The 16,882-nt window shown below is 66.2% G+C and carries 17 protein-coding genes; 4 read left to right on the forward strand and 13 right to left on the reverse strand.

Annotated elements, in window-relative coordinates:
• The first annotated feature begins 42 nt into the window (after positions 1-42).
• A complete protein-coding gene (locus tag BN118_RS00775; protein WP_005012067.1) occupies positions 43-993 on the forward strand; it encodes an IS481-like element IS481 family transposase in 951 nt (316 codons plus the stop codon).
• On the opposite strand, the gene wlbL is transcribed toward BN118_RS00775, so the two are convergent.
• Genes wlbL through BN118_RS20595 form a run of 3 tightly spaced genes read right to left on the reverse strand, consistent with a single transcriptional unit; the run spans position 990 to position 4,162 of the window.
• Complete coding sequence (gene wlbL / locus BN118_RS00780; RefSeq protein ID WP_014905412.1) at positions 990-2,864, reverse strand: O-antigen biosynthesis protein WlbL; 1,875 nt, start codon at positions 2,862-2,864, stop codon at positions 990-992. The genes BN118_RS00775 and wlbL overlap by 4 nt on opposite strands.
• 48 nt (positions 2,865-2,912) lie before the next feature.
• The gene (locus BN118_RS20590) at positions 2,913-3,587 is read right to left on the reverse strand and encodes a hypothetical protein (RefSeq protein ID WP_227914928.1); all 675 of its coding nucleotides are present in this window, start codon (positions 3,585-3,587) and stop codon (positions 2,913-2,915) included.
• Complete coding sequence (locus BN118_RS20595) at positions 3,554-4,162, reverse strand: hypothetical protein (protein ID WP_023853413.1); 609 nt, start codon at positions 4,160-4,162, stop codon at positions 3,554-3,556. Before BN118_RS20595 ends, BN118_RS20590 begins: the two co-directional genes overlap by 34 nt.
• A gap of 151 nt (positions 4,163-4,313) precedes the next feature.
• On the opposite strand from BN118_RS20595, the gene BN118_RS00790 reads away from it, so the two are divergent.
• The gene (locus BN118_RS00790; protein ID WP_005012067.1) at positions 4,314-5,264 is read left to right on the forward strand and encodes an IS481-like element IS481 family transposase; all 951 of its coding nucleotides are present in this window, start codon (positions 4,314-4,316) and stop codon (positions 5,262-5,264) included.
• Here the strand turns inward: BN118_RS00790 and wlbI are convergent.
• From wlbI to wlbA, 9 genes are all read right to left on the reverse strand, one after another.
• The gene (gene wlbI / locus BN118_RS00795; RefSeq protein ID WP_003807102.1) at positions 5,261-5,965 is read right to left on the reverse strand and encodes an O-antigen biosynthesis protein WlbI; all 705 of its coding nucleotides are present in this window, start codon (positions 5,963-5,965) and stop codon (positions 5,261-5,263) included. The two genes, BN118_RS00790 and wlbI, sit on opposite strands and share 4 nt — an antisense overlap.
• Entirely contained in the window at positions 5,962-7,134 is a 1,173-nt protein-coding gene (gene wlbH / locus BN118_RS00800; protein ID WP_010929609.1) for an O-antigen biosynthesis protein WlbH, read from the reverse strand. The genes wlbI and wlbH overlap by 4 nt, the downstream gene beginning before the upstream one ends.
• Positions 7,135-7,329: 195 nt before the next feature.
• Positions 7,330-7,923 (reverse strand): O-antigen biosynthesis protein WlbG, encoded by a 594-nt coding sequence (wlbG, locus tag BN118_RS00805; RefSeq protein WP_010929610.1) that lies wholly within the window; start codon positions 7,921-7,923, stop codon positions 7,330-7,332.
• Positions 7,920-9,107 carry an O-antigen biosynthesis aminotransferase WlbF gene (gene wlbF / locus BN118_RS00810; protein ID WP_023853419.1) on the reverse strand — a complete coding sequence of 396 codons (1,188 nt, stop codon included), beginning with the start codon at positions 9,105-9,107 and terminating at the stop codon, positions 7,920-7,922. The genes wlbG and wlbF overlap by 4 nt, the downstream gene beginning before the upstream one ends.
• A 62-nt stretch (positions 9,108-9,169) precedes the next feature.
• Positions 9,170-10,429 (reverse strand): O-antigen biosynthesis protein WlbE, encoded by a 1,260-nt coding sequence (gene wlbE / locus BN118_RS00815; RefSeq protein WP_014905413.1) that lies wholly within the window; start codon positions 10,427-10,429, stop codon positions 9,170-9,172.
• A gap of 23 nt (positions 10,430-10,452) precedes the next feature.
• Positions 10,453-11,541 carry an O-antigen biosynthesis protein WlbD gene (gene wlbD, locus BN118_RS00820; RefSeq protein WP_010929613.1) on the reverse strand — a complete coding sequence of 363 codons (1,089 nt, stop codon included), beginning with the start codon at positions 11,539-11,541 and terminating at the stop codon, positions 10,453-10,455.
• 7 nt (positions 11,542-11,548) lie between these two features.
• Entirely contained in the window at positions 11,549-12,649 is a 1,101-nt protein-coding gene (gene wlbC, locus BN118_RS00825) for an O-antigen biosynthesis protein WlbC (RefSeq protein WP_010929614.1), read from the reverse strand.
• A gap of 3 nt (positions 12,650-12,652) precedes the next feature.
• Positions 12,653-13,228, reverse strand: a complete 576-nt coding sequence (wlbB, locus tag BN118_RS00830) for an O-antigen biosynthesis protein WlbB (RefSeq protein ID WP_003807114.1) — start codon at positions 13,226-13,228, stop codon at positions 12,653-12,655.
• Between the two features lie 3 nt (positions 13,229-13,231).
• Complete coding sequence (gene wlbA / locus BN118_RS00835; protein WP_003807115.1) at positions 13,232-14,284, reverse strand: O-antigen biosynthesis protein WlbA; 1,053 nt, start codon at positions 14,282-14,284, stop codon at positions 13,232-13,234.
• 130 nt (positions 14,285-14,414) lie between these two features.
• On the opposite strand from wlbA, the gene waaC reads away from it, so the two are divergent.
• Together waaC and BN118_RS00845 are read left to right on the forward strand one after the other, a co-directional pair.
• Complete coding sequence (gene waaC / locus BN118_RS00840; protein ID WP_014905414.1) at positions 14,415-15,422, forward strand: lipopolysaccharide heptosyltransferase I; 1,008 nt, start codon at positions 14,415-14,417, stop codon at positions 15,420-15,422.
• A 1-nt stretch (position 15,423) separates the two neighbouring features.
• Complete coding sequence (locus BN118_RS00845; RefSeq protein ID WP_010929616.1) at positions 15,424-16,710, forward strand: 3-deoxy-D-manno-octulosonic acid transferase; 1,287 nt, start codon at positions 15,424-15,426, stop codon at positions 16,708-16,710.
• A gap of 16 nt (positions 16,711-16,726) precedes the next feature.
• Here the strand turns inward: BN118_RS00845 and BN118_RS20445 are convergent, their stop codons facing one another.
• Entirely contained in the window at positions 16,727-16,882 is a 156-nt protein-coding gene (locus BN118_RS20445; protein ID WP_003807124.1) for a hypothetical protein, read from the reverse strand.

The raw sequence follows: 16,882 nt of genomic DNA on the forward strand, positions 1-16,882 counted from the left end.
GGAAATCGCCGATCCCCCAGTTCACTCAAGGAGCCCGGCCGGATGAACACCCATAAGCATGCCCGATTGACCTTCCTACGTCGACTCGAAATGGTCCAGCAATTGATCGCCCATCAAGTTTGTGTGCCTGAAGCGGCCCGCGCCTATGGGGTCACCGCGCCGACTGTGCGCAAATGGCTGGGCCGCTTCCTGGCTCAGGGCCAGGCGGGCTTGGCCGATGCGTCCTCGCGCCCGACGGTCTCGCCCCGAGCGATTGCGCCGGCCAAGGCGCTGGCTATCGTGGAGCTGCGCCGCAAGCGGCTGACCCAAGCGCGCATCGCCCAGGCGCTGGGCGTGTCAGCCAGCACCGTCAGCCGCGTCCTGGCCCGCGCCGGTCTGTCGCACCTGGCCGACCTGGAGCCGGCCGAGCCGGTGGTGCGCTACGAGCATCAGGCCCCCGGCGATCTGCTGCACATCGACATCAAGAAGCTGGGACGTATCCAGCGCCCTGGCCACCGGGTCACGGGCAACCGACGCGATACCGTTGAGGGGGCCGGCTGGGACTTCGTCTTCGTGGCCATCGATGACCACGCCCGCGTGGCCTTCACCGACATCCACCCCGACGAGCGCTTCCCCAGCGCCGTCCAGTTCCTCAAGGACGCAGTGGCCTACTACCAGCGCCTGGGCGTGACCATCCAGCGCTTGCTCACCGACAATGGCTCGGCCTTTCGCAGCCGCGCCTTCGCCGCGCTGTGCCATGAGCTGGGCATCAAGCACCGCTTTACCCGACCTTACCGCCCACAGACCAATGGCAAGGCCGAACGCTTCATCCAGTCGGCCTTGCGTGAGTGGGCTTACGCTCACACCTACCAGAACTCCCAACACCGAGCCGATGCCATGAAATCCTGGCTACACCACTACAACTGGCATCGACCCCACCAAGGCATCGGGCGCGCTGTACCCATCTCCAGACTCAACCTGGACGAATACAACCTATTGACAGTTCACAGCTAGGCGTACGTCACCGACGCATATTCCCGTACGATCTGGCCCAGCAATTCCGCCGCTTGCCGCGGGCTGCACATTTGCAGCGAACGATCGAGCATGCGCAATTGCCCCATGAGGGTTTCGTACGGAAGGCTGTATTCCGTGGCGCGCATGATGCGGGGATGCAGGGTTTCACGGGAGTCTTCCCCGATCAGCAGTTCTTCGTACAGCTTTTCCCCGGGCCGCAGTCCCGTGATGCGAATTTCGATATCGCCATCCGGCTGGTCCGAGTTCTTTACTGTCAGTCCGTACAGGCGCACCATGCGCTCGGCCAGTTCGCGGATCAATACCGGTTCGCCCATGTCCAGCACGAAGACCGAGCCGGATTCGCCCATGGCGCCGGCCTGCAGTACCAGTTGCGCGGCTTCGGGTATGGTCATGAAGTAGCGCGTGATCTCGGGGTGCGTGAGCGTGATCGGCCCGCCTTCCAGGATCTGGCGCCGGAACAGCGGCACGACGCTGCCGGAGCTGCCCAGCACGTTGCCAAAGCGCACCATCGAGAAGCGGATCTTGTCCTGGATCTGCGCGTGCGCCTGCAGGATCAGCTCGGCCAGGCGCTTGGAGGCGCCCATGACATTGGTGGGGCGCACGGCCTTATCGGTGGAGATCAGGACGAAATCGAGCACGCCCGCCTGGATGGCGGTCTCGGCCATGTTGAGCGTGCCGAAGGCATTGGTGCGTATGCCCTCGGAGACATTGTGCTCGACGATGGGCACGTGCTTGTACGCGGCGGCGTGATAAATGGTCTGTACGCCGTGCTCCTGCAACTGGGCCAGGCAGTGGGCGGCGTCGCGCACCGACCCCAGCACGCCGGCAATTTCGATGTTGCGCTCGCCGATGCGCTGGCGCAGATCCTGCTCGATGGCGTAGAGCGCCGGTTCGGCGATCTCGAAGAGCACCAGCTTGCGGGGGCGCAAGGCCAGGATCTGGCGGCACAGTTCGGAACCGATGGAGCCGCCGGCGCCCGTGACCATGACGACCCGGTCCGTGACGCAGCGGCCCAACAGCGTGTCGATGGGCGCGACCGGATCGCGTCCGAGCAGATCCTCCACCTGTACGTCGCGCAGGCGCACGCCATTGGTGGGGTCGATGAGTTCGCGCATGCTCGGCACCAGCCGGATGCGCAGGCGGTATGGTTCGGCGGCTTCGACGATGCTGCGGATCTGCTTGGGCGGCGCCGAAGGCATCGCGATCAGCAGCTGCCGGATGTTGTGGCGGTCGATCAGCTTGGGCAGTTGCTCGGGCGGGTAGACCCGCAGGCCGTTGACGACCAGGCGGTGTTTACGCTTGTCGTCGTCGAGCATGGCGACGGGACGGTAATGCGGCCCCGCGCGCAGCGCCATGGCCAGTTGCGACCCGGCCCCGCCCGCGCCGTAGATCAGTACCGGCGTGCGCGGATCGGCCATGTGATGGTCGGCGGGGAACAGCAGTTTGCGGGCAATCAGCCGCACGCCGATCAGGCCCACCAGGGCGAGCGCGGCATACAGGACCAGTACGCCGCGCGAGATGGTGGCCAGCTGCAGGAAGGTGTTCCCGGCGGTCACGACCATGACCGATACCACTATTCCCCCCAGGATGGCGGCCAGCACCCGCTCGCTCATGTAGCGCAGGATATAGAGGTAGACGCCGAACGCCGCCAGGGCCGCAATGCCGCCCGCGCAGGCAAGCAGGGACAGGAACAGATACTGGTCGGTCAGGAAGAACAGCTCGAAACGCAGCCATAGCGCCAGGTGGAAAGCGCCCAGCAGGATTACGGCATCCAGCACGATCGCCAGCATCTGCTTGAACGGTCGCGGCAAGTCGACGAAGAGGCGCCGGATGGCATAGGGGAGAGTCATAACTGCGACGGACGATGCGAAAAAGGGTAGGCAAGCAGTTTGCGGATTTTACTGACTAGCGTGCTGCGGCAATGCGGCTGGACGGGACGGGGCGCCATTTTTCTGTGGCAAGACGGCCACGCATACGCCGACCAGAAACCAGAAGGGCTGCAGATAAATCATGGAACTCGGGGCCATGCCGGCGATCGCCGCGGTTATCAGGCAGATGCGTCCGGTACTGTCCGAGCGCACCAACAGCCAGCCGAGGAATGCCACCCACAGCAAGCCCAGATGAAAGAACATTTCGAGCCAGAAGAAATGCGGCGATGCCCATTGGGCGTCCGTCGCCGGCCACATCAGGTTCAATTGTCCCAGCCCCAGGCCGAATGCCCATTGCCACCAGGGCATTTCGCGGATCTGCGCATACATGTCCAGCAATAGCTGGACCCGATAAGCGGTCGAGTGGTCGCCGTTGTTGGCAATCACTCCGATCTCGCCCACGGGGGGCATATCCTCGCCGGCCTGCGCGGATTGGATGGTCTCGTCGGCGGCCGCGGTGGATGCCGGCGTCAGTACGGCGCCAGCCCCGACCTGGGCCCGGGGCGCCAGGGACGGGAGGGTGCCGAACTGGAAGTTGCCATGATGCAGCACCAGGGCGGCGGCCGAGGTCGCAAGCAGCGCGCCGGCCAGCAGCGTCCGGTTGCCGTGCTTCAGGCGCCGCGCGTAGCCCAGCAGGTACAGCACAGCCCCAGCACGCTTGCGGCCAGCAAGATGGTGCGGCGGTTCATGGCCAGGGCATAGAACCAACAGGTGAGGTACAGGGGGAACGACAGCTTGCGCTTGATCAGGAGCCAGATGAGATTGGCGAAGACCAGGGCCGTGGCCATGTCATTGATGTTGTACCAGACGCCGCCGGTCAGGGGGTAGCTCATCCGGAAGCGGCCGGAGCCGGTCCAGGCGTCGTAGATCGGTATGGCGGCTGTGATCAGCCAGTAGAGGACTATGGGGTACAAGCCTTCCGCAAAATCCACGCGGCGGCGGACCAGCGCGTCGGCCAGCACGGTGTAGCAGACGCCTGTCAGCAGGAAGGCCAGAAAACGCAGATAACGGTCCGTATGCTCTACCCACAGCAACTGGATCAGCAGGACCGCCGCGGTCGCTGCCAGCCAGCGGGTCAGGGCACTGTCCAGGACAACACGGCGCCATTCCCGGTCCAGCGCGATCAGAGCCAGGATCAGCGCGGCGCCGAAATGAAAGGGTCGCAGCGGGTCCAGCACGTAGATGGAAGAGCCGGAAAAACCCAGTGCGACGGCGCACAAGGCCAGTGGCGTGGATATGTTCGGCCAAGCCAGGGCTCGGGTCGGCGCGCTAGATGTGAAGATTCAATAGGTTGTATGCATGGTTCATCCGAACCGGATTTGAGAAACTGGAAATCGCCAACCCCCCAGTTCACTCAAGGAGCCCGGCCGGATGAACACCCATAAGCATGCCCGATTGACCTTCCTACGTCGACTCGAAATGGTCCAGCAATTGATCGCCCATCAAGTTTGTGTGCCTGAAGCGGCCCGCGCCTATGGGGTCACCGCGCCGACTGTGCGCAAATGGCTGGGCCGCTTCCTGGCTCAGGGCCAGGCGGGCTTGGCCGATGCGTCCTCGCGCCCGACGGTCTCGCCCCGAGCGATTGCGCCGGCCAAGGCGCTGGCTATCGTGGAGCTGCGCCGCAAGCGGCTGACCCAAGCGCGCATCGCCCAGGCGCTGGGCGTGTCAGCCAGCACCGTCAGCCGCGTCCTGGCCCGCGCCGGTCTGTCGCACCTGGCCGACCTGGAGCCGGCCGAGCCGGTGGTGCGCTACGAGCATCAGGCCCCCGGCGATCTGCTGCACATCGACATCAAGAAGCTGGGACGTATCCAGCGCCCTGGCCACCGGGTCACGGGCAACCGACGCGATACCGTTGAGGGGGCCGGCTGGGACTTCGTCTTCGTGGCCATCGATGACCACGCCCGCGTGGCCTTCACCGACATCCACCCCGACGAGCGCTTCCCCAGCGCCGTCCAGTTCCTCAAGGACGCAGTGGCCTACTACCAGCGCCTGGGCGTGACCATCCAGCGCTTGCTCACCGACAATGGCTCGGCCTTTCGCAGCCGCGCCTTCGCCGCGCTGTGCCATGAGCTGGGCATCAAGCACCGCTTTACCCGACCTTACCGCCCACAGACCAATGGCAAGGCCGAACGCTTCATCCAGTCGGCCTTGCGTGAGTGGGCTTACGCTCACACCTACCAGAACTCCCAACACCGAGCCGATGCCATGAAATCCTGGCTACACCACTACAACTGGCATCGACCCCACCAAGGCATCGGGCGCGCTGTACCCATCTCCAGACTCAACCTGGACGAATACAACCTATTGACAGTTCACAGCTAGACAAAGCCAATGCAAACTCCGAAGAAAAGAGCGGGCGCCAGCAAACCGATTGCGATCAACCGGCCATTCAGCATGGCCTGGATCGCATGATAGACGTCGTGGGTCGGACGCGCGTCCACGATGCCGGCAATGCGGGGTTCCAGGACAAATGTGAGCAGGACGGTCGCAACGCCGTTGATCAATCCTGACAGTTGCGAAATCGTACTTCGATACTCGTGAAACACCAGCGCGAAAAAGTATGAAAGTAATACGCCCAGGCAATAGCAAAGGAAAACGATTGCGGCCAGCAGGGCGATGCGTTTTTTCGGCAGGCTGGCCGGTGCCTCCAGGGCGGTCCGGATTTCTTCAACGCGCAGTGGCGGCTGCCCCGCGCGCTTGCGCACGGCATTGGTGAGCAGCGCGATCCAGGAGTAGCGCAGCCAGTAACCCAGCAGGGACAGCAGCGCCGCGCCAAACATGGCTGCCAGCCCCATCTGGAGATAGAGCGAGGTCGGGACCTGCTTGTCGACCAGGAAGCCCAGCAGCGGCATCAGGGCCAGGTAGAAGAAGCGGGTGACCGTGGTGGTGGCGTTCTGGATGGCATAGCCGGTGACGGGCTTGCCCGCCATGCGCCCCGCGACGCGCGCGTAGTAGCTCAGATACTCGAGCAGATGGATGATCGAATAGCTGGCGATGACCAGCAGGGGTAGCAGGGTCATCATACGGAGGCGGGCTGGGTCGCACGATAAAGCCTGGCTGTTTCGGTGTAGGCGTCCAGCATCATATCCAGGCTTTTGCTCCAGGTATATTCGCTGAGCACGCGGGCCCGCCCGGCGGCACCCAGGCGTTGACGCAACTCCGGGTTCAGGACCAGCTCCTGCAGCCTGTCGGCGGCGGCATGGGCGTCTTCACGCGCCACGATGTAGCCCGTCTTGCCGTCGACCACGACCTCGGCCGGGCCATCGGCATTGGACACCACGACCGGCAGGGCGCACGAGCAGGCTTCCAGGATGGCGACGCCGAAGCTGTCCATGCGGCTCAAGGCCACGTACACGTCCAGGGCGCGCAAGGCTTCGGGCACCTCGGCGTGCGGGATGCGTCCCTTGAATTCCACCTGATTCGCGATATGGGCGGCCTGGGCCTGCGCGCGCAGGCGCTGGAGCTGGCTGCCCGCGCCATAGATGCGCAACACCAGGCGCTCGGCCATCCCGGGCTGGCTGGCTGCCAGGGCCTGCCTGAGCAGCGCAAAGGCCTGGATCAGCGTGTCGATGCCGTAGTGGGTTTCCAGCGCCTTGACCGTGCCTATGACGATGGGGCCGTCCGCGGCCGGCGCCTGGACGGATTGGGCCGGTTGGAACAGCGCTTCGTCGATGCCGAACGGGGTAACGAAGATCGGGCGCCGCGTCAGGCCGCGCATTTCGCGCTGCATGGCGTGGCTGGTGGCCGCCAGGGCCGTCGCATGGTCGAGATTGCGCTGCAGCAATGCCTTGTGCCAGGTACTGGAGTTCGGAAACTCGTAAATGTCGCTACCCCACGCTGACAGCAGGACGGGGGAGAAACGGGCGCGGCGCGCTAACAGGCCGTAGCCGGTCGCATAGTGAACGTTGAGCAGATCCGGGTCGATGCGTTTGAGCAGTGCCCGCAGGCGGGGCGCGGCCAGGAAGTAACCCAGCGGAGCGCGCCAGGGAAGCCGATACTGGACGATGCGCTCGTCGTACAGCGAGAGATCGGGCGTTTCCAGCGAAAGCAGGTGTACCTGCAGGCCGCGCAGGGCCAATCCGTTTGCCCAGCGGATGGTATGGATGCTACGTGCCGGTCCCAGCAAGGCTACCCTGGCAGGCGTGCGTTGCGCGAAGTCTGGCGACTGGCGAGAGGGTACGTTACTTAGCAAGATAAATCATCGAACCATCGTGGGTGCGCGCGACCGGGCGCATCCTGGGGACAGTCGGATGGCGGGAAAGCCGCGGCGTTGGTGCGCAAAGGCGCGACACTGCCGGGGCGCGCCATTGAGTGCGAGTCAAATTAACACAATCTCCAATGAGCGGCGTGTCTTACCCGTGGAGTAAGAGTATCAAATAGTTTCCGATTATCTGGCAACGGCCAGCAGGGTATGGGCAATGATTTTCAGGTCACCCAAAAATGTCCGTGTTTGGACATATTCGGCCTGGATACGCAATTTTTCCGGAAGAATGATTTCGCGGTATGTACGTTCGGGGTCGCTTGATTGTCCCAGGATCTCGTTTTCGTTGCGAAAGCGTATCGACGCGGGATCGGTGATTCCGGGGCGCACCGAAAGGACCAGGTCGCGCAACGCGTCCGGATACAGGACCACATAGCGGGGCACTTCGGGACGCGGGCCGACCAGGCTCATGCTGCCGGTAAAGACGTCGATCAACTGGACCAGCTCGTCCAGTTTCCACTTGCGGATCCATTTCCCGACACGGGTTATGCGAGGGTCGGCGCCCACCGTGATCTGCCCCGCCTGCGGGTCCTGCCGCACGCTCATGCTGCGCAGCTTGTGGATGCGAAATGGCACGCCGTCCTTGCCGACGCGTTCCTGGCGGAAAAACACCGGTCCCGGGCTGTCCAGCTTGATGGCGATGGCGATCAGGGCGAGCAGCGGCAGTAGCGCCAGCAGCCCCAGCCCCGAGCAAACGACGTCAAACAGCCGTTTGATCATGGGCGCAGCAGTTGCCGTACCGATGCGATGACGCGCTGTACATCGGCATCGGTCATGCGCGAGTAGATCGGCAGGCTGGCCATGCCTTCGAATGCGGCCTGGGAATGGGGGTACATGTCAGGCGTCAGGCCATATCGGTCGCGCCAATAGGGCTGCAGGTGCAACGGCACGTAGTGCACGCTGCAGCCGATGCCGTTCTCGGTCATGCGCACGATGAAGTCGTCGCACTTGAGCGGCGCCTGCGGATGGATGCGGATGGCGTACAGGTGCCAGGAATGCTCGTCGTCATCGCGGTGGGCCACGCGTTCGACGCCCGGCGTGCGGCCAGGGCCGGGGGGCAGTGTCAGCGGCAGATCGGCGAAGGCCTGGTCATAGGCCGCGGCGATCTGTGCGCGCCGGTCGCGCATTTGCTGCACGCGCTGCAACTGGACGCGGCCCATCGCGGCGGCCGTGTCGGTCATGTTGTACTTGAAGCCGGGGGCGACGATTTCGTAGTACCACGCCGGCTTCTTCGAGGTGAAGCGATCGAAGGCGTCGCGGTCGATGCCATGCAGCCGCATGACACGGCAGCGCTTGGCGAGGGCGGGGTCGCGCGTGACCACCATGCCCCCTTCGCCGGTGGCCAGCGTCTTGGTGGCGTAAAAGCTGTAGACGGTCAGGTCGCTTTCCAGGCTGCCGATACGCCGGCCTTGCCAGGAGGCGGGCAGCGCGTGGGCGGCGTCCTCGATGACTTTCAGGCCGTGCTTGCGGGCGATCTCCAGGATGCTGTCCATGTCGCAGGACAGGCCGCCGTAGTGCACCGGCACGATTGCGCGGGTGCGCGGCGTGATGGCGCGTTCGATGGCGGCGGGCGAGATGCACAGCGTGGCCGGGTCGATATCGACCAGGACCGGTTCGGCGCCCAGGTAGCGGGCGACTTCGGCGCTGGCGGTGAATGTGTGGGTGGTGGTGATGACTTCGTCGCCCGGGCCGACCCCTATGGCTTCCAGGGCCAGGTGCAGGCCGGCGGTGGCCGAATTGACGGCCACGGCCTCCACGTCGGCGCCGATGTAGGCCGCGAATTCGCGTTCGAACTCGCGGGCGTTGGGGCCGGTGGTCAGCCAGCCCGAACGCATGGATTCGGTGACCGCTTGGATTTCGGCCTCGCCGATATCGGGCAGGGCAAAGGGCAGGAAGTCGCTCATGGTGCTGGATCGCTGTAGAAGTGAGAGGCGCGCCGCCGGCGGCACCGGCCAATTCTCGCAGATTAGCGCGAGGCTGCGCGCCGTGGCGTGACAGATTGCACGGCGTCGAGGAATTGCTGCGCCAGCACCGGGTAGTCGTGGCGGGCGAGCACGTAGTCACGGCCGCGCCGGCCCATGGCCTGGCGCTCGGCGGCGGGCAGGGTGCGCAGGCCGTGCAGGGCCGCGGCCAGGGCGGCCGGATCTTCCGCCGGCACGGACACGCCGCAACGGGCGTCGGCCACGATATCGTTGCCGCTTTCGATCGATTGCACTACCGGGCAGGCCGACAGCATGTAGTCGAACAGCTTGTTGGGGCTGACGCCGAACTGGAACAGCGGGCTGCGCCTCAGGCCGATATAGGCCGCGTCGATGTCGGCCATCACGGCCTGCACGGCGGGGCGAGGCACCGGATCGGCGAAGGCGATGTGGCGCAGGCCGAGCTGGCCGGCCAGGCGCTTGAGCTCCGGTTTGTCGGGGCCATCGCCCAGCAGCAAGAGGCCGATGGGTTGGTCGCGCAGCCGCGCCATCGCCTGCAACAGCATGTCCAGCGCATTGGCGTGGCCGTGCGTGCCGGCGTAGGCAAGCACGAAATCGCATTGTTCGCGCAATTGGCGGATCTGCGCGCGTACCCGCAGATAGTCGGGGTTATCGAAGTCGGGCGAACTGTATTCCGTCACCGGCACGCCGTTGGGCACGTGCGCATACCGCCGCGGGTCCAGCCCGCGCTCGCGCATGTAGGGCAGGGCGCATGGCAGCATGGAAACGGTCAGGTCGGCGTGCCGGTACGCGTAGTCTTCCGCGTATTGCATCGACGCGATCATCGGATGCCAGGCCTTGAAGCCGCCCAGCAGCCTGGGCGTCAGCGGCCACAGGTCGTGCACTTCGAACACCAGGCGGGCGCCGGTCTGGCGGGCCAGGCGTGCCGCGGGCAGGACGTCGTAGGGATGCGTGGACGAGGCAATGACGATATCCGGCCGCCAGCCGCCAAGGTCGCGGCGCAGCCCATACAGGCGCGCGCTGAACTGCAGCATATTGAGCAGGCGGCGCGCGCCGTTGCCTTGGTACGGCAACGTGGCATACCAGAGATACTCGATGCCATCGACGTTCTCGCGCGTCAGCCGGCCGCCTGCCTGGGGGGCGCGCGCCCGGATGTGCGAGATCGTGCTGGCCGCCACTTTTACCTGATGCCCATGCCCGATCCATTCGCGGCCGAAGTAATACGGCCGGAACTCCATGCCATAGCGGGGCGAGCCTGCGTAATGGTTGATCAGCAGGATGTTCATGGCGGTGCGTGTACTACGGTGGATCAGTGGGCGGCCAGGGCGTCCACGATGCGCCGTGCGGCCTGGCCGTCGCCGTAGGGCTGCACGTCGCGCGGCTGTTCGCGCAACGCGTCCTGGACGGCTTGCGCGACAACGGCGCTGGACACCGGCGGCGCCAGGCGATTCCAGCCGGCGTCGACCAGCTCGGTCCATTCGGTTTCGTCGCGCAGCGTGACGCAGGGGATGCGATGGAAAAACGCTTCCTTCTGCACGCCGCCGGAGTCGGTGGCGATGAGGGCGGCGTATTTCTCCAGCTGCACCATGTCCAGGTAGCCGACCGGTTCGAGCAAGGTGACGGTGGACGCCAGCTCGTCGAGCAGTCCCAGGCGGGCCAGGATGCCCCACGTGCGCGGGTGCAGCGGCCAGACGACCTGGCGCTCGGCGGCCAACGCCTGCAGCGCGCGCACGATGGTCGTCAGGCGTTGCGCGTCGTCGGTATTTTCCGCGCGATGGATCGTGGCCAGCACATAGCCGCCCGGCTTCAGGCCATGGGCCGCCAGGGCCCGGCCTTCGGCGGTGACCCGCGCGCCGTGGTGCAGCGCGACGTCGTACATGACATCGCCGACCTGCACGACCTTCTCGCCCGACTGGCCTTCGGCGGCCAGGTGGCGCGTGGCGCTGTCGGTAGGCGTGAACAGCCAGCGCGAAATGCGGTCGGTCAGGATGCGGTTCACTTCCTCGGGCATGCGCAGGTTGAACGAACGCAGGCCGGCCTCCACGTGGGCGACCGGAATATGCAGCTTGACCGCCGCCAGCGCGCCGGCCAGGGTCGAATTGGTGTCGCCGTAGACCAGCACCACGTCCGGCTTTTCCGCCTGCATCACCTGTTCGAGCGCGACCAGCATGCGGCCGGTCATGTCGCCGTGGCCGCCGCCGTGGATGTCGAGCTGGTGGGCGGGCGTCTGCATGCCCAGTTCGTCGAAGAAGACGTCGGACATGTTGGCGTCGAAATGCTGGCCCGTGTGGACCACGACTTCCGTCAGTTCCGGGTGCTGGGCAATGGCGGCGGAGACGACGCTCGCCTTGATGAATTGCGGGCGAGCGCCCAGTACGGTCAGTATCTTCTTCGGCATGACGAAATCAGTTCAGGGCCTGGCGCAACGCGGCGACGATCTTGTCCTGGGTGGCTTCGTCCAGATCCGGGTGCATCGGCAGGCTCATGACGCGCGCGGCCAGGTCGTCGGAAACCGGCGTGGCGCCGGCGCCCTCGGCGTATTGCTCATAGGCCGGCTGCGCGTGGATGGGGCGCGGATAGTGCACGGCGGTGGGAATGCCGGCCTCCTTCAGCTGGGCGATGACGGCTTCGCGGTTGGGCACCATGACGGTGAACTGGGCCCAGACGCTGTCGCGGTCGGGGCGCACGGTTACGGTACATGCGCCGCCGGGCAAATCGGCCAGCAGTTGCTGGTAGCGCGCGCCGATCTTGATGCGTTGGGCGATTTCCCAATCGAAACGCTCCAGCTTGCCCAGCACCACGGCGCATTGCAGCGTGTCCATGCGGCCGCCCACGCCGATGCGGGCGTGGTAGTAGCGGCCCGATTGGCCGTGCACGCGGATTTCGCGCATGGCTTGCGCCAGCTCGTCGTCGTTGGTGAACAGCGCGCCGCCGTCGCCGTAGCAGCCCAGCGGCTTGCTCGGGAAGAAGCTGGTGCAGCCGATGGTCGACAGGTTGCAGCTCTTGCGGCCCTTGTAGGTGGCGCCGAAGCTCTGCGCGGCGTCTTCGATGACCGGCAGGCCGTGCCTGGCCGCGACGGCGTTGACTTCGTCCATGTCGCCGCATTGGCCGTACAGCGACACCGGGATGATGGCCTTGGTGCGCGGGGTGATCTTCGCTTCGATCTCGGACACCTTGATGTTGCAGGTATCCGGTTCGACGTCGACGAACACGGGCTTGGCGCCCAGCAGCGCGATGACTTCAGCGGTGGCCACGAAGGTGAACGAGGTGGTGATGACTTCGTCGCCGGCCTTCACGCCCAGCGCCATCAGCGAGATCAGCAGCGCCTCGGTGCCCGAGGCCACGGTGATGCAGTGCTTGGCGCCGGTGTAGGCGCACAAGGCGGCCTCCAGTTCCTTGACTTCCGGGCCCATGATGAACTGGCCGTGGTCCAGCACGGCCTGGATGCGCGGGTTGATGGTGTCGCGCAGCGCTTGGTATTGGGTTTTCAGGTCAATGAATTGCATGTCTCACTCGCCCAGTCGGCAGACGCCGTTTTCCAGGATATAAAGGTCGCCCGTATGGGGGCAGCGCGCCTGGCCGTTGCCGGCCAGGGGCAGGTCGAGCTGTTCGCCGTGGCGGCTCATCCAGCCGATCTGGCGCGCCGGCACACCGACCACCAGTGCGAAATCGGGGACGTCCTTGTTGACGACCGCGCCGGCGCCGACAAAGGCGTAGCGGCCCACTGTCGCGCCGCAGACGATGGTGCAGTTGGCGCCCAGCGTGGCGCCCTGGCGCACCAGCGTGTCGCGGTATTCGTTCTTGCGTTCGATGGCCGCGCGCGGGTTGTAGACGTTGGTGAACACCATGCTCGGACCGCAGAACACGTCGTCCTCCAGGAAAACGTTGTCGTACACCGACACGTTGTTCTGGATTTTCACGCGGTCGCCGATCCGCACACGGTTGCCGACGAAGACGTTCTGCCCCAGCGAGCAGCCTGCGCCGATCTCGGCGCCGCCGCAGATGTGGACCCAGTGCCAGATGCGGCTGTTGGCGCCGATGCGGGCGCCTTCATCGACAATGGCGGTCGGATGGATGGTGGTCATGCGTCAGTCCAGCGGCAGGGGGATGCGCACGCCGTCGCGCGCGGAGCGGTAGATGGCGGTCAGCAGGGCCAGCGATTGCAGGCCTTCGCGGCCGTCGGTTTCGGGTTCGCAGTCGCCGCGCAGGCAATTGATGACATTGTCGTAGTACAGCGGGTGCCCGAAACCGTAGACCGACGTGGTTTCGTAATTGGCTTCGCGGATCTTGTCGTCATCCGGATGCGGTTCGGCAAACTTCCATTCGTCGATGCGGTTGACCGCAACGCCGCCCACGCGAACCGTCCCCTTTTCACCGAGAATGGTGATGGAGCCTTCCAGGTTCTGCGGATAGGTCAGCATGGTGACGTTGATCGAGCCCATCGCGCCGTGGCGCCAGCGCAGCGCCGCCACGCCGGTGTCCTCGGCTTCGATGCGGCGCGCCAGCGTGGCCGTGTAGGCGTAGACGCTTTCGACCGGGCCGACCAGCCAGTCCAGCAGGTCCACGTAGTGGCTGGCCTGGTTCATGAATGCGCCGCCGTCCCATTCCCACTTGCCGCGCCAGCGGGCGGCGTCGTAATACTCCTGCGGCCGGGTCCAGAAGACGTTGACCGTCACCATGTAGATACGGCCGAAGCGGCCCTGCTCGATGGCCTTCTTGACCAGTTGCAGGGTGGCGTTGCGGCGGTTCTGCTTGACCACGAACAGGCGCACCCCGGCTTCGTCACAGGCCTTGACCATGCGCTTGCCGTCTTCCCAGCGGGTAGCCATGGGCTTCTCGCTGACCACGTGGCGACCGGCCTGGGCCACTTCGATGGCTTGCCAGGGGTGCAGGCCGGACGGGGTGGCCAGCACCAGCGCGTCGGCATTGCCTTGCGCCAGCATGTCGCTGAGCGAGGAGAACGGCCGCGCCCCGGTGGCCGCCTCGGCAGCCTGCAGCGCCTCGGGGTTGGTATCGCAGATTTCGACCAGCTCGGCGCGGTCGCCGTGCTGCGCGATCGCGCCGATATGGTTCTTGGAAATGCGGCCGCAACCAACTAAGCCGAAACGGATTTTTCGATCGGTGATGGGAAGTGAGCTCATGAACGCCGAGGGATTGAGGTAAATTGCCGAAATTCTTCTTATGCCGCCCCGGACAGCAGCGGGCGAAAATAAGCGGCAATAATACCGCGAATCCCGTAGGGATTTTCCTGACAAATCTCGTTGGTTATTGATGCCAAATCGTATTCTCATCGTTCGCACCTCGTCGCTTGGCGATTTGGTGCATATGCTGCCTGCTATTTCCGATATCGCCCGATACGTTCCCGATACCCAGATTGACTGGGTTGCGGAAGAGGCTTTTGCCGATATCCCGAAATGGCATCCGGCGGTCAATGAGGTGATCAAGGTGGCACACCGGCGCTGGCGCAAGGCCTGGTGGTCCGAGCCGGTGCGCCAGGAACGCCGCGCGCTGGCCGAGCGCCTGCGCTCGGTGTCCTACGATGTCGTGCTGGATATGCAGGGGCTGCTGAAATCGGCCTGGCTGGTGCGGCAGACCCGCGGGGTGCGCCACGGCCTGGACTGGCGCTCCGCGCGCGAGCCGTTGGCGTCGCTGTTTTACAACGTCCGGCACCGGGTGGAGTTCTGGCAGCCGGCCGTGGTACGCCAGCGCAAGCTGGCCGCGTTGACCTTTGGCTACAACTACGCGGGATCGCCCGATTTCGGATTGCAGGCATTCGGCCGGGCCGCGCAGGCCGACGATGCGCCGGCCGATCCGGGCCGCCGCATGCTGCACCTGGCGGCCGACCGGGGTTATGCGGTGATCATGCCGTCGGCCAGCCGCGACGACAAACTGTGGCCCGAGGACGATTGGCGCGCCGTATTCCGGCGGCTGCAGGATGCCGGCTGCGCCCTGCGCCTGCTGGCCGGCAACGAGCAGGAGGCCGAGCGCGCCCGCGTGCTGGTTGCCGGCATGGAGGGCGTGGAAGTGCTGCCGCGCATGGATTTGACGTCGGTGGCGCAGGTGCTGGCCGGCGCCCGCCTGATGGTGGGGCTGGACAGCGGCCTGACGCATCTGTCGGCGGCGCTGGGCCGTCCGACCATCGGCATCTATCGTGCCTCGACGCCGGTGCGTACGCCGCTGGTGGGGCCCAGCTATACGGCCAGCCTGGGCGACCGTGGCGCCTCGCCATCGCGCGAGGCCGTGCTGGCCTCGGTCGAGCAGGCCCTGGCGGCGGCCTGACATGGGCCGCGGCGTCTATACCCTGGCGTTGCGGGGCCTGGCGCCGTTGATCTGGCTATGGATGTGGCGCCGCGCGCGGCGCGCGGGCGGCCAGTGGGAGTTGTTCGCGCCGGCCCGCTTCGGTCGCGCCGGCGCGCGCGCGCCCGCGCCGCTGGCCGCGCCGGTCTGGGTGCATGCGGTCAGCCTGGGCGAGACGCGCGCGGCGCAGCCGCTGGTCCAGGCCCTGCTGGAGCGTGGCCTGCCCGTCCTGTTGACCCATACCACCGCCACCGGCCGGGCCGAGGGCGAGCGCCTGTTCGGTGCGGCGATCGGACGCGGGCAATTGCAGCAAGCCTGGCTGCCCTACGATTTTCCTGGCGCGACGCGGCGCTTCCTGGCGCGCCATGCGCCTCGCTGCGGTTTGCTGATGGAGCGGGAAGTCTGGCCCAATCTGCTGGCGGCGGCGCGCGCGCAGGGGGTGCCGATGGCGCTGGTCAGCGCGCGCTTTTCCGCTTCGTCGCTGCGCCAGGCCGGCTGGCTGGGCCAGGCGCTGCGTGAGGCCCTGGCGGGCCTGGACCGGGTGCTGGCGCAGACCGACGAGGATGGCGCGCGCCTGTGCCAGGCCGGTGCGAATGCCTACACGGTGACCGGCAGCCTGAAGTTCGACGTGGCGCTGCCCGAGGCGCAATTGCGGGTCGGACACGCCTGGGCCGGGGCGACGGGCCGGCCCGTGATTGCGCTGGCGAGCACGCGCGAGGGCGAGGACGCCATGTTCATCGAGGCGATCGGCGCCTTGCAGGCGCATCGCGCCGCCACGCCGCGGCCGCTGATCCTGCTGATTCCTCGCCATCCCCAGCGTTTCGACGAGGCGGCCGCCCAGTTGCAGGCGGCCGGCCTGGCCTATGCGCGGCGCTCGGCCGGCTCGGGCGAGCCCGGACCGCATATCGACGTACTGCTGGGCGATACCCTGGGCGAGATGCCGTTCTACTACGCGGCCGCCGATGTTGCCATCGTGGGGGGCAGCTTCGCCAGGCTGGGCGGGCAGAACCTGATCGAAGCCTGCGCGGCCGGCACGCCGGTCATCGTCGGCCCGCATACGTTCAATTTCAAGGATGCCGCCCGGGACGCCATTGCGGCGGGGGCGGCGCTGCGTGCGCCCGACGCGCGCACCGCGCTCGATTGGGCGCTGCAGCTGCTGGCCGAGCCGGCACGCCGGCAGGCCATGAGCGAGGCCGCGCGCGCCTGGACCGCCGCGCATGCCGGCGCCACGCGGCGCACGCTGGACGCGCTGGAGGATTGGCTGGGATAGCCCGCCGTGCGGTTCGTCAGGGCCGCAGCACCTTGACCTGGTCGGCCTTCATTTCCTGGTTCAGGCGAGCGGCGTCGCGTCCTTCGTCGGCGGGACGCAGGCCCAGCCAGCCCTGGCCCAGCGCATAGACCCACAGGTTGGCCGCGACGATCAGGAGGAACAGGATGCGCAT

It is taken from the genome of Bordetella pertussis 18323 (genome assembly GCF_000306945.1).
GTDB lineage: Bacteria > Pseudomonadota > Gammaproteobacteria > Burkholderiales > Burkholderiaceae_B > Bordetella > Bordetella pertussis.